Origin of the sequence: Staphylococcus lugdunensis, assembly GCF_002901705.1 — a bacterium.
GTDB classification, from domain to species: domain Bacteria; phylum Bacillota; class Bacilli; order Staphylococcales; family Staphylococcaceae; genus Staphylococcus; species Staphylococcus lugdunensis.
The window spans coordinates 617,553-630,405 of record NZ_PPPV01000016.1 but is presented as its reverse complement, the minus strand read 5'-3'; the positions used below and the strand labels follow the sequence as shown (position 1 = coordinate 630,405).

The window sequence follows — 12,853 nt, the reverse complement described above, 5'->3', positions numbered from 1 at the left end:
CAATTATTTACCCAATTTTATTTTAACGGTTTTTGTTATGTATTGCTAAATTTCAGTTTACAACAACATATTTTTATGTGGTTTATTTGGTTCAAAGTGGTCAAATGCATTAGTAAAAACTATTTAAGAAGTGTGATTAAATTGCTAATTTTAAGCGGTCGTGATACGTTGATGTTAATAAGCAGATGAAAGAAGATGACACTGACATGGAAGATTACACACCATTATTGCAACCTATCACGCTACCTAACGGCGTACAATTGAACAACCGTTTCGTGTTGTCACCAATGACGACAAATTCATCGACGCATGATGGACATATTACTCAAGAAGATTTGCGCTATGCTGAAAGACGGGCGGGATCAGCTGGACTTCAAGTGACTGGTGCTGCTTATATTGAACCTTATGGTCAGCTCTTTGAGTATGGTTTTAATATCTCAGATGATACATGTATTCCTGGGTTGAAAAAGCTAGCCCAAGTCATGAAACAAGATGGCAATAAAGCGATTATTCAATTGGCACATGCAGGACGTTTTTCCAATCAAGCGATTCGAAATTTTGGTGAAGTATATGGACCTAGCCCGATGTCACTGCATTCTCCAACACCTCATAAAGTACTAGAAATGTCTCAAGAGAAGATTAAAGATGTGATTCAACAATATGCTGATGCTACATCTCGTGCTATTCAAGCAGGCTTTGATGGTGTAGAAATATCAGTTGCACAACGTCTATTAATACAAACGTTTTTTTCTACTTTTTCAAATCAACGACATGATGACTATGGGGTAGATTCCTTAGAAAACCGTGCGCGTTTTGGATTACAAGTCATGCAAGCTGTTCAAAATGTGATTGATCAACAAGCACCTGCTGATTTTATTCTTGGCTATAGGGCTACACCTGAGGAAACACGTGGAAGTGATCTAGGGTATACCATTGATGAATTTAATCAACACTTAGACTGGGTCATGGATGTTGCCAATATTCACTATTTAGCTATTGCTAGTTGGGGTCGACACATCTATCAAAATACAAGCCGTACACCAGGGCAACACTTTGGAAAACGTGTCAATCAAGTTGTATATGATCATTTGAGTGGGCGTTTACCTATGATTGCGAGTGGTGGAATTAACTCGGTAGAAAGTGCATTAGATGCGATGCGACAAGCAGATATGGTGGGTATGTCGTCACCGTTTGTCACAGAACCTGACTTTGTGACAAAACTTGCAGCAGGGCAGCCTGAATGTATTGATTTACACATCACTCAAGATGATTTAGAGGAATTAGCTATTCCGCATGCAGCTTTTAAAGATATTGTGAAAATGATGGATTATGGTGAAGGATTAGCTTTGAAAACAAGAGATGAACTACGTAAATTAGAACAAAATTATGACGATTAACAATAAGGAGCGGGGCAGAATTCTTTGTGAATTCGTAGTCCCGCTCCCTATATTGTTATGGTGTATCTACAATTGATGCTTGAGCCATCGCTGTGCCAAAGTCACCGTATTGATGTGTAGTGGCTAATTGTTTAAAAGCCTCTTCAATGAGTGAATCAAATTTATGCAATCTAAACTCCTTATCTTGTACCATTGTTAAAATGTCAGGATATGTTTTGAAAAGATATTCAATAGTGAGATCTAAATCTTCAGAAAAAGAATCGAATGTTTCGATAGCTACGTTAATAAATGGTGTCAATTGTCCACGCACATTTAATAATCGTTCGATATCAGCATCATATTTAGCCAATAAGTCTTCTGATAATTCTAATTCTTCTACATGCATTGAACTATCTAATGCATAAAATAGTTGGTAGGCATGACGGCCTTCGATAAAGTGTAAGTGATTATCATTAGTACTTGTTTCACCATAACGTGCTTGATTTTTAATCATTTTTGTAATATGTAACTTAATTAAAACGATTGTTGCTTCTTTAATATGAGCGATATCTTTACGATTTTGACCTTGCAGTTGTTCTTTAATTTGTGCTTCCAATTCATCGTGTATTTGAGGCATCAAATTTAGACGCGCTTGTAATACATCAGTAGTTAATATATCTGCGGACATCTTCGTCACTCCAATTTCTATCTAAAATTAATCTTATATATAATTATCGCATAAAAAAGACTTTTTTGGGGAGAGAAATAATCAGTTTCTTTTTTTGAGTGTTTAAAAATATGAAGATTTACAATGAACAATAAGAATTAGTGGATGTTTGAGGGCAACAACGATAATTGTTTTCTGTTAAGATAGCGACATTGATTGTGAAAGATGATACGTGGGAGGCTATTATGGCATCATTAGATGGGCTGCCATGGGTACTTCGAATATTTAAATCAGATTATGGTGCTGAGGCAACACCTGAAACATAACAAGCTTATTGGCAGCCACAACAAATCCAATTATTAGATATCGCATTTTCAATAGCCATTGCTATGGTGCTTGTAGCGACATCATGCACTTTATCAGATTAGATTCAAGATATAGTGCCTAAATCTAATTCAATCTTGACGACTGTAGCCTTTTTTGCAGATCAATACCTATACTAACAACATTGACCAGTTTGAGACTATGAACGATATATTGGCAGTAGTTGATTGGATTGAAAATATGCTTATACCAAGCTTTTTTCAATCCAAGTCAACTTGCCGAGGCAGGACTAGGAATTCATAATGAGTTCAGTTCTGCTCCCTTTATGCTATTTCTTTTTATTTATATTGTTTGTAGAATCATGTTGTTTATCTTGTTGATCTTCACGTTCTTCTAAGCTAATCGTGTAATCTTTATCATCATTAATATATGTCATGGCAAAGTGTTTCGTATGCTCTCTGCGTAATGCACGCATTAAAGAAAAAATCATTAACAGCAAAATAATAGAAAAAGGCAAACCAGTAACGACGGCTGCAGATTGTAAACTTGTTAAACCCCCGGCAATCGTCATAGCAACCGATATAGCACCGATTAATAAACCCCAAATAACTTTATGTTTAACTTTTGGATTTTCTTTACCACCTGTGGCCATGCTAGCAACGATATGTGTGGTGGAATCCGCACTAGTAACGATGAAGATAAAGATTAAGGTAATGGCTAGGGCACTAGTGATGTCGCTAATCGGGAACTTAGACAGTAACTCAAATAATGCTACAGTATAATCTTTATCGACTACATTAGCAATCGGATCACCGCCAAGTGCTATTTTTAATGCTGTCCCGCCAAAGCCAGCTATCCATGAAAATGAAATTAAAGGTGGCACGAGCAGGACCCCTACGACAAATTCGCGGATTGTGCGCCCACGAGAAACACGAGCCACGAAACCACCAATAAATGGGGACCAAGAAATAACCCAGGCCCAATAAAAGACGGTCCATTTTTGCACCCAAGAATTATCCCCTTGATACGGATTAATACGGAGACTATATTCAACAAAATGCGTGATATAATCGCCAATCGCAAGCGTATAAGATTCTACAATAAATTTTAAATCACCAAATATAAGCATAAAGATAAGTAACAGTGCGCCTAACCCAATGTTGATATTGCTCAACCATTTTACGCCTCTATTTAAGCCGGTTAAAGCAGAGCCTAAGAAGATACACACCATTAAAATTGTAATTCCTATCTTAGTTACATTTGTATTTGGAATATGGAATACATAGTTAAGGCCGCCACTAATCTGTAAAATTCCAAGACCAATTGAGGTTGCAATACCCATGACAGTGGCAATAATAGCTAAAATATCAATAATATTGCGAAATGGACGTTTATAAGCTTCACCAAAGACAGGTTCCATTGCGGTGGAAATGAGTCCGTTGCGTTTTTTTCTAAATTGAAAGAATGCTACTATTAAACCGGCAATCGCAAATATAGACCATTGAGAGATTCCCCAATGAAAGAACGTATATCCCATAGCTAGCCGTGCAGATGATGCAGATTCACTGGTAATCTTCCCAGGAAAAGGTGAATGTAAATAGTGCGTCAATGGTTCGGCTACACCCCAAAAGACAATACCAACACCTAAGCCAGCAGAAAATAGCATACCAATCCATGAAATAGTGGAAAATTCAGGCGCTTCATCATTATCTCCCAGCTTGAAGCGACCATAACGTGAAACAGCGAGGGAAATCAAAAAGACGTCGAGAATAAAGATAATTAGTAAAAATAGCCAGCCAAACGAATTAGTCAAAAAATTATAAATTGCTTGTGCCCGTGATCCAAATGCTTTTGGAAATAAGCCGGCAATTGCAGTGATGATTAAAATGATAAGTACGGAAAATGCATAAACAAAATTGTTATTTTTCTTCCTTTTGTCAGACATGGAGCTGTTTAGTCATCCCTTTGTTTAAATTTATTGTCGTTAAAAGTATAACCATAAGTTTTAAAATAATTCAAAAATTTATGGATTTTAACTACAAATGCTGTGGTGAAAAAAGTAACACAATCATATATGGACAATGGTGAAACATCTAATAATGAAAAGATTTTTCATTTTTCAAGAAGCATGGGAGAGCAGAGTCTGAAATGATATAATAAAGGCGTTATAAGACAATCATTATACACAGAAAAGAAGGAATCGTATGTCTAAATATGCGCTAATTAACGGGAAGATTTACACAGAACAGCAAGTGATTGAGCATGGATATGTTGTGATTAATGATGGACGTATTGAGCAAATCGCATCAGGTAAATATGATGGTATGTTAGAAACGGTTGATGCACAAGGTCAGCACGTCCTACCAGGATTTATTGATATTCACATTCATGGGGGATATGGTGCTGATGCCATGGATGCATCATATGAAGGGTTAAAACATTTAGCTGAAAATTTATTGTCAGAAGGAACGACAAGTTTCTTAGCAACTACAATGACACAGTCTGATGAAAATATCATTAAAGCTTTAGCTAATATTGCTAAGTATCATCAAGAACAACAACAAGGAACTGCAGCAGAAATTGTGGGAATACATTTAGAAGGGCCATTTATTTCAGAACATAAAGTGGGAGCACAAAATCCACAATATGTGCAACGACCTTCCGTGGATAAAATTCAACAATTTCAACAAAGTGCGCAAGGTTTAATTAAAGTGATCACCTTTGCACCGGAAGTGGAAGGTGCACAAGAGACATTAGCTGCACTACATCATGATATTATTTTCTCAATAGGTCATACTGTTGCGGATTTTGATCAAACGAATGAGGCAGTCACATGTGGTGCGAAACATATTACACACTTATACAATGCAGCGACAGGCTTTGAGCATCGCAAGCCAGGAGTTTTCGGCGCAGCATGGACCAATTCAGGATTAAATACGGAAGTGATTGTTGATGGTATTCATTCACATCCAACAGCGGTTAAACTTGCGTATCAACTCAAAGGACATGAACATTTCTATCTTATTACTGATGCCATGCGTGCTAAAGGCATGTCTGATGGAGAATACGACCTAGGCGGTCAAAATGTTATCGTTAAAGGGTCAGAAGCGCGTCTAGCATCAGGATCTTTAGCTGGAAGTATTTTGAAAATGAATGATGGACTGAAAAATGTGATGACCTTTACTGGACAAGGACTAGACCAAGTGTGGCGCGTAGCCAGTTTAAATCAGGCAATCGCGTTAAAAATTGATGATCAAAAGGGTAGTATAGCAGTAGGTAAAGACGCTGACTTAGTTATTGTTGATGATGATATTCAAGTATTAACAACAATCAAAGCAGGTTGTATGCATCGATACCGTTCACTTGGGGAATAGATAAATTAAGACCATAATAAAAAAATTTAGGAGGCGTATTATATGCAAAGTAATTATAGATTTCCTAATGCTATCTTTTTCTTTAATATGCTGTTATTAGCTGCAACATTAGCGATTATTGCTTTGGCGATTGTCAACTTTATCTCTAATAGCATCATAACTAAAGCAGGCGTTGTCTTTGAGATGGCCTGGCAAGAAACTGAAATTATTTTTGTATCAGCATGTGGTATCTGTATTCTTATTAGTTTAATAGCACTATTTATCTTAAAATTATTTGAATATAAATAAGTCAAATATCAAACCGGAATATAAAGCCATTCTATGTAGAAACGTTAACTACACAGAATGGCTTTTATAGTATGTTATTTAGTGTATTTTGGTCAACTAAATGTTTAATGATTGATAAAGCGCGTTATCAACAATCACATCTACACGTTCATGTTGATGTAAAATAGACGCAGGTAAATCTTCAGTAATATGTCCATCTATCAATCTTTGTAGGGCATCATGTTTCTTGTCACCAAACGCTAATAGTATAATACGTTTCGCGCGTGTGATGTTATCTAGACCCATAGATATGGCTTGTTTAGGAACATCTGCTAACTTAGAGAAATGCACACTATTAGCTTGAATCGTGGATGTCGTCAAATTAACGACGCGGGTGTGACTATCAAAAGGTGTTCCTGGCTCATTAAAGCCAATGTGCCCATTTTGACCAATGCCTAACAGTTGAATATCACGTTGACCAACCGATTGTAATAATGTTTCATAGCGCAATGCTTCGCTTTCAAGATTGTCTGCCGCACCATTTGGGATATGGATGAACGCTTTATTCCAGCCAGAATAGTTGTCAAATAAGCGTTCATGCATATAGTGATGATAACTGTGCTCATGATGTGCGTCTAAACCAACATACTCATCGAGGTTAAATGTGTGCACTTGAGAGACATCTATGTGATTTAAATCTAATAAATCAGTGAAATATGGATAAACGCTTGTCATCGTAGCTCCTGTTGCTAAACCTAATATTGCGTCAGGTTTATCTTGGAGTAATTTAATTAATTCTATAGCGACGTAGCGACTAGCTGTTTGCTGGTCTCCAAGATTTAAAATTCTCATATTTGAAACACCTCCAATGACATTCAATTTTAAAATAAATGTGTAAATTAATCTTCAGCTATCGCTTTAATAAAGCGTTCGGTAATTTGTTTTGGTCGAGTGATTGCACCGCCAACGACAGTACAATAAACGCCTAAATCACTCACTTGTTTATACATTTCTGGTGTGATGACATTGCCTTCAGCTATAACTTTGGCTGAAACTGAATTCAGTACATCCTTTAAAAAAGCAAAGTCATTTTCGTATAAAATATGGCCTTTAGTATATGAGGTATAGCCTCTTAATGTTGTGCCAATATAATCAAATCCTAACTTATCTGCTTGCTGAGCTTCGTCTAATGTCGAAATATCTGCCATAATTTCTACGTTTGGTGCATGTTGTCGAATATAGTCAACTAATTCTGACAGCGTTTCTTTTGGGCGAGTTTGTTTCGTCGCATCTAACGCAATAACGTCACAGCCACTAGCGATCAATTCATCGACTTCCTTAGACGTTGTGGTAATAAAGACATCCGAATTGGCATAATCTCGTTTAACAATACCAATAACTGGTAAATTGACTTCGCGCTTTATCGCGAGTATATCTTCTTTAGTGTTGGCTCTGATGCCAACTGCGCCTCCTTGATAAGCGGCTAAAGCCATCTTAGACATAATAAATGATGAATGTAATGGTTCATCAGGTAAAGCTTGGCAAGAAACAATTAATCCTTGTGGTAACATGTTAAACACTCCAATTACTTTTGTTTAATTTGTAAAAGATAGGTCTAGAATGATTGGTTAATATCATCATATCATTAAGAAATTTTTTATCAATTTAAATTTAACTTTTGAAAAAGATTTTCAAATAGTCTACACTCAAGTTAATACGAATAAAGGACTGAGGATGATGAAATTTGATAATAGAGTACAACGTAGTCGGCACATACTAACAAAAATGGATCGCAAAATTGTCACATTTATTCAAGAACAAGAATTAGATGATCGCTTTTCTACTATTAATTCTCTTGCTTATGCCATTGGTACGTCTCCGGCCACTATTACACGTTTCAGTAATAAGTTAGGCTATGATAACTTTCAAGATATGAAATTTAGTGTACAACATGAAAAATCTGAAAAAATAGTCGAAAATGCGCCACTAGTACAACAAATTCACCGTTATCACCAACGTATTATACAACAGACAGGGGAATTTATTTCTGAGGAAAAGATTAAACGCTTTGCGCATAATTTAAAAACAAGACGTCAAATTAACTATGCTGGTTTAGGTAGTTCTGGGTTAACAGCCAGCGAATTTTATTATCGAACGATGCGTATGGGCTTAAAAGGAATGGTGTCCACAGATGCGCATCAGATGAAAATATCGGCGTCCTTATTGTCAGCGCAAGATATGTTTGTTGCTATTTCTAATAGTGGAGAGACGATAGAATTAATTGAAGCAGCAGCGATTGCACATGATCAAGGCGCATATGTTGCGGTTATAACGAATTATGAAGGTAGTAGTATTACTGAAAAGGCAGACTTAGTACTGATTACTACGGATCAATCTCGAATTAATGATTCTCAATTTATTAATACGCAAATTGCCACTTTCTTTTTAATGGATATTGTCAGTTATCTCCTATTAAACGATCCCCATATGAATCAACTTTATCAGCATACACGACAGACAATATTAGGTAAATAGTGATTATAAGCTAAAGATTGGTACATCATTACTAGAACCAATTGATAAGGGAGCGGGACAGAATTCATAATGAATTCGTAGTCCTGCTCCCTTTATCATTCAACAAGTGCACCATACAAAGCAGCATGGTTTTTCGTGCGTGTTGTTTGAAGCCGAGCGCCTCCGTAGCCATGGGGTAAATAGTGCTGAATATGGGGTTCGATATATTGAATAAGCCTGTCACCTTGTGAGGAAATACCACCACCAATTAAGATTAAATCTGGATCATAGATGATTTGTATTTGCGCAATTCCCTCAGCAACAGCATTTCCCCAATCATTAAGCAGTTGGACAGATTGCTTGTCGTCAGCTTCTGCAAGGTCAAAAAGTGCAGGAACGCTGATGTTTGCATCTAAGCCGTATGCTTTAATTAACGCTTTCAAAGCAGATGTTGAAGCCCGTTGCTCATAAGTTAAACCATCGCTTGAACGGTAAAGTAAGTAGCCAATTTCATTTGCGTGATAACGCGCCCCTGTATATAAGCCATGTTGTTGTGTGTAAAACGCACCTCCAATACCAGTGCCTAATGTTAAACAGAAAATATGGCTTTCTGGATACTTATGTAATACAAGTTCTCCTAACAACGCTGCATCAACATCATTATGTACTGTAATATGATCAGACAAATCTCCCAAATGTTGTTGGAAATCAGTACCATTGTAATTTGCAATTGTAGGACCAGCGTAAATAATTGCTTTTCGTTCAGTGTCAACTACACCAGCCGTTGAAATACCAATATGTGGACGTTCTAGCTGATAATGTTGAATATACTTAGCAATTAAGTCATGAACCGTATCAATGATTAACGTTTTCTTATTATCAGGTGTTTTTATAGATTCATGTGCCAGCATATCTAAGTCCGTATTAAATACGGCAATTTTAATATTGGTACCACCAATGTCTACCGCAATTTTATACATCTATTATTCCTCCTTTATCAATTAACATTATATAAACAGTTGTTCGTAGTTAGAACAATATTTAATGTTTTGAAAATATTTTTCATAAAATTAAGACAAAAATGTTAAAACGTTTCAAAACATATTGTAACCTTATTAGAAAGCGTTTACAATTTTAATGTAAAAGTTGGGTTAATGGTTAAGTCTATTTATTATCTAAATAAACTTTGAATGAATAACAATGAAATTGGAGTGATAAACAATGGATAACAACTTGAAAGGCATATTTGCAGCGCTGCTTGTTCCATTTGATGAACAGGGACAAGTTAAAGAAGAGGGACTAAAACAAATTGCACGCAATGCCATTGAAACAGAAGGTTTAGATGGTTTATATGTAAATGGTAGTTCAGGAGAAAACTTTTTAATTAGTAAAGAACAAAAGAAACAAATTTTCAGATTAGCAAAAGAAGCGGTTGGCGATAAAGCAAAACTAATTGCTCAAGTAGGTTCATTAGATTTAAATGAAGCAATTGAATTGGGACAATATGCAACAGAATTAGGTTATGATGCATTATCAGCCGTTACGCCATTTTACTATCCATTTAGCTTTGAAGAAATTAAACAATATTATTTCGACATTATCGAGGCAACACAAAATAACATGATTATATACGCGATTCCAGACTTAACGGGTGTCAATATTAGTATTGAACAATTTGGGGAACTCTTTAATCATGACAAAGTGATTGGTGTTAAATACACAGCACCTAATTTCTTCTTACTAGAACGTATTCGTAAAGCCTTTCCAAATAAATTAATATTATCGGGATTTGATGAAATGCTTGTTCAAGCAACGGTATCCGGAGTAGATGGTGCGATAGGATCAACATATAACGTAAATGGACGTCGCGCGCGTCAAATCTTTGAATTAGCGCAACAAGGCAATGTATCAGAAGCGTATAAAATTCAACATGAAACAAACGATATTATTCAAAACGTGTTAGCGATGGGTATTTATCCAACTTTAAAAGAAATATTAAAAACGCGTGGTATCGATGGTGGTTTGCCAAAACGCCCATTTGCGCCATTCAATGAAGCGCATCGTGCCACATTAGACAACTTAATTAATAAATACAACTTGTAAAAACAAAATATTGAAAATTAAGAGGTGTTGTGAATGCAGCAAATAGGATTTGGATTTTGGAACTGGGTCGCAGTTCTACTGTATTTATTGATTATGTTAGCTGTAGGAGCTTATTTTACTAAACGTGCCAGTCAAAGCACAGATAGTTTCTTTACGGCTAGCGGTCGTTTACCGTCTTGGGCAGTTGGCTTTTCTATTTATGCAACAACGTTAAGTGCGATTACATTTATGTCTACACCCGAAAAAGCATTTTTAACGGATTGGGCATATATTGCAGGAAACATCGCAATTGTAGCAATTATACCTATTTTAATTGCATTCTACGTACCATTTTTCAAAAAGTTAAAAGTCACGTCAGCATATGAATATTTAGAAGCGCGCTTTGGACCAAGTGTTCGCGTTATTGGCTCATTACTTTTTGTCATTTTCCATTTAGGACGTATTGCAATTGTGATTTATTTACCAACACTAGCCATTACATCTGTATCAGATATGAATCCATTTTTAGTAGCGAGCTTAGTAGGAATATTATGTATTTTATATACGTTTTTAGGTGGATTTGAAGGGGTAGTATGGAGTGACTTTATCCAAGGTGTAATTCTATTGGGTGGCGCTTTAATGATTATTTTAATTGGCGCCTTTGAAATTAAAGGTGGTTTTGGCACGATCATTCATGATGCGATTGCTAATAAAAAGATTATGAGTGCAGATAACTGGAAATGGAATTCTGCAGCAGCATCGATTCCTATTATTTTCCTGGGAAATATTTTTAATAACTTACATCAATACACAGCTAGTCAAGATGTTATTCAACGTTATCAAGCTTCAGATTCAATGGAAGAAACGAAAAAGTCATTGTGGACAAACGGTGTATTAGCGCTTATTTCTGCACCTATTTTCTATGGTATGGGCACAATGATGTATTCATTTTATCAACATCAAGATAGCTTACCTAAGGGATTTAATACCTCTTCAGTTGTACCGTATTTCATTTTAACTGAAATGCCACCTTTTGTAGGTGGTCTATTGATTGCCGCAATTTTTGCAGCTGCGCAATCTACAATTTCATCAAGTTTGAATTCAATTTCAGCGTGTATATCAGAAGATATTAAACATCGTTTCTTTGGTAAAGGACGTGACAAGGACGAAGTTAATTTTGCACGTATCGTCATTATTATAGCTGGCTTGCTTAGTTATGGTATCTCTATGTATTTAATCGCAGCAGATTCAAATAACTTATGGGATCTCTTCTTATTAGTAACAGGTCTTTTTGGTGTACCACTTGCTGGTATCTTTGCGGTAGGTATCTTTACAAAGCGTGCAAATACATTTGGAGTGTTCGTTGGACTTATTTCAGGTGTAATCTTCGCGTATTTCTTTAATGGCATAGGTGGAGGCAATTCGCCATTTTATGTATCAATTATATCATTTATGATAGCCTTTATTTTTGGATATCTTATCAGTTTAGTTGTTCCAGCTAAATATGCAAAGGATATTACAGGATTAACAATTTATGATAAAGACAAGCCTTCAAACTATGTATCTAAAGTTGCAAATAAATAATTTTATAGCAGTAGTTTAATAAAAGATAAAAACAGTCTTGGACATGCATCTCAGAAAAATAGCGCTCCGATGAATTGAATTCAACTTATCTGAGCGCTTCTTTTTATTCAATACTTCGTATTGTTGGCTCGCTTTCTTAGGGGACAGCTTCAGCCTGTAGTCTTCAGCTCGTCCTGTTTCCTCAAGAGTCTCGCCAAAATACGTCGCATTTATATGTAATTTTACATCAACATACTTTAAAAAAATAAGGCACTTTCGTATCATTTAATAAACTTCACTAAACTAAATTAACGAAGTGCCTTATGTATAAAGCTTATAACATGAATCAACTTACACTATACACTACCAATGGAAACTTCAATACTTATTCTTATAAATAATATTTCTCGATATGTAAATGAAATTGTTGAAACAATCCCAGATAATGAATTTGATGAATTCAAACACTATCGTGGGACTACATCTTATCCCCCTAAAATGATAACGAGCTGTATATTATAATACATAAAAGAAAAGACAATTTCTATCAAATAATTTTAATAGAAATTGTCTTTTTTACATTGTTTAAGAACTTAATGTCCAGACCTTTTTAGTATAAATCCACAAGAAAAGCACGTCTTAATCATATTTGTTAATGTTAAAGACACATATAAGTATGGATTATA

12 protein-coding genes and 1 pseudogene are annotated in these 12,853 nt (G+C 35.6%); 8 read left to right on the top strand and 5 right to left on the bottom strand.

Annotated elements, in window-relative coordinates:
• Positions 1-206 precede the first annotated feature (206 nt).
• A complete protein-coding gene (locus CD041_RS09750; protein WP_037543364.1) occupies positions 207-1,397 on the top strand; it encodes an NADH-dependent flavin oxidoreductase in 1,191 nt (396 codons plus the stop codon).
• Between the two features lie 55 nt (positions 1,398-1,452).
• Here CD041_RS09750 and CD041_RS09745 read toward each other — a convergent pair whose 3' ends face one another.
• On the bottom strand, positions 1,453-2,064 hold the full coding sequence (locus tag CD041_RS09745) for a hypothetical protein (protein WP_002479015.1): 612 nt from the start codon (positions 2,062-2,064) through the stop codon (positions 1,453-1,455).
• A 167-nt stretch (positions 2,065-2,231) separates the two neighbouring features.
• On the opposite strand from CD041_RS09745, the gene CD041_RS12170 reads away from it, so the two are divergent.
• On the top strand, positions 2,232-2,369 hold the full coding sequence (locus CD041_RS12170) for a hypothetical protein (RefSeq protein ID WP_002460704.1): 138 nt from the start codon (positions 2,232-2,234) through the stop codon (positions 2,367-2,369).
• A 326-nt stretch (positions 2,370-2,695) separates the two neighbouring features.
• On the opposite strand, the gene CD041_RS09740 is transcribed toward CD041_RS12170, so the two are convergent.
• Positions 2,696-4,312, bottom strand: coding sequence for a BCCT family transporter (locus CD041_RS09740; RefSeq protein ID WP_062078229.1), 1,617 nt, complete (start codon positions 4,310-4,312; stop codon positions 2,696-2,698).
• 259 nt (positions 4,313-4,571) lie between these two features.
• On the opposite strand from CD041_RS09740, the gene nagA reads away from it, so the two are divergent.
• Positions 4,572-5,741, top strand: a complete 1,170-nt coding sequence (gene nagA, locus CD041_RS09735; RefSeq protein WP_062078227.1) for an N-acetylglucosamine-6-phosphate deacetylase — start codon at positions 4,572-4,574, stop codon at positions 5,739-5,741.
• Between the two features lie 42 nt (positions 5,742-5,783).
• Entirely contained in the window at positions 5,784-6,029 is a 246-nt protein-coding gene (locus CD041_RS09730; protein ID WP_002460701.1) for a hypothetical protein, read from the top strand.
• Positions 6,030-6,125: 96 nt separating this feature from the next.
• Here the strand turns inward: CD041_RS09730 and nagB are convergent, their stop codons facing one another.
• On the bottom strand, positions 6,126-6,860 hold the full coding sequence (nagB, locus tag CD041_RS09725; RefSeq protein WP_002460700.1) for a glucosamine-6-phosphate deaminase: 735 nt from the start codon (positions 6,858-6,860) through the stop codon (positions 6,126-6,128).
• Between the two features lie 47 nt (positions 6,861-6,907).
• Positions 6,908-7,579, bottom strand: coding sequence for an N-acetylmannosamine-6-phosphate 2-epimerase (locus CD041_RS09720; RefSeq protein ID WP_070648132.1), 672 nt, complete (start codon positions 7,577-7,579; stop codon positions 6,908-6,910).
• Between the two features lie 166 nt (positions 7,580-7,745).
• Here CD041_RS09720 and CD041_RS09715 point away from each other — a divergent pair, with 166 nt between their 5' ends.
• Entirely contained in the window at positions 7,746-8,543 is a 798-nt protein-coding gene (locus CD041_RS09715; RefSeq protein ID WP_002479011.1) for a MurR/RpiR family transcriptional regulator, read from the top strand.
• Between the two features lie 95 nt (positions 8,544-8,638).
• On the opposite strand, the gene CD041_RS09710 is transcribed toward CD041_RS09715, so the two are convergent.
• Entirely contained in the window at positions 8,639-9,502 is an 864-nt protein-coding gene (locus tag CD041_RS09710) for an ROK family protein (protein WP_002460696.1), read from the bottom strand.
• A gap of 241 nt (positions 9,503-9,743) precedes the next feature.
• On the opposite strand from CD041_RS09710, the gene CD041_RS09705 reads away from it, so the two are divergent.
• The 3 genes and pseudogenes from CD041_RS09705 to CD041_RS12085 all read left to right on the top strand — a co-directional run.
• Positions 9,744-10,625 carry an N-acetylneuraminate lyase gene (locus tag CD041_RS09705; RefSeq protein WP_002460695.1) on the top strand — a complete coding sequence of 294 codons (882 nt, stop codon included), beginning with the start codon at positions 9,744-9,746 and terminating at the stop codon, positions 10,623-10,625.
• 33 nt (positions 10,626-10,658) lie between these two features.
• Positions 10,659-12,188: a sodium:solute symporter family protein gene (locus tag CD041_RS09700; protein WP_070648134.1), complete on the top strand. Its 1,530-nt coding sequence runs from the start codon at positions 10,659-10,661 to the stop codon at positions 12,186-12,188.
• Between the two features lie 302 nt (positions 12,189-12,490).
• Positions 12,491-12,686, top strand: a pseudogene (locus CD041_RS12085) (IS5/IS1182 family transposase); the annotation flags it as partial.
• Positions 12,687-12,853 lie beyond the last annotated feature (167 nt).

Bases quoted from the DNA above. Each gene is read 5' to 3' on its own strand.
- CD041_RS09750 (WP_037543364.1), top strand. From the start codon at position 207: ATGGAAGATTACACACCATTATTGCAACCTATCACGCTACCTAACGGC.
- CD041_RS09745 (WP_002479015.1), bottom strand. From the start codon at position 2,064: ATGTCCGCAGATATATTAACTACTGATGTATTACAAGCGCGTCTAAAT.
- CD041_RS09740 (WP_062078229.1), bottom strand. From the start codon at position 4,312: ATGTCTGACAAAAGGAAGAAAAATAACAATTTTGTTTATGCATTTTCC.
- nagA (WP_062078227.1), top strand. From the start codon at position 4,572: ATGTCTAAATATGCGCTAATTAACGGGAAGATTTACACAGAACAGCAA.
- CD041_RS09730 (WP_002460701.1), top strand. From the start codon at position 5,784: ATGCAAAGTAATTATAGATTTCCTAATGCTATCTTTTTCTTTAATATG.
- nagB (WP_002460700.1), bottom strand. From the start codon at position 6,860: ATGAGAATTTTAAATCTTGGAGACCAGCAAACAGCTAGTCGCTACGTC.
- CD041_RS09720 (WP_070648132.1), bottom strand. From the start codon at position 7,579: ATGTTACCACAAGGATTAATTGTTTCTTGCCAAGCTTTACCTGATGAA.
- CD041_RS09715 (WP_002479011.1), top strand. From the start codon at position 7,746: ATGAAATTTGATAATAGAGTACAACGTAGTCGGCACATACTAACAAAA.
- CD041_RS09710 (WP_002460696.1), bottom strand. From the start codon at position 9,502: ATGTATAAAATTGCGGTAGACATTGGTGGTACCAATATTAAAATTGCC.
- CD041_RS09705 (WP_002460695.1), top strand. From the start codon at position 9,744: ATGGATAACAACTTGAAAGGCATATTTGCAGCGCTGCTTGTTCCATTT.
- CD041_RS09700 (WP_070648134.1), top strand. From the start codon at position 10,659: ATGCAGCAAATAGGATTTGGATTTTGGAACTGGGTCGCAGTTCTACTG.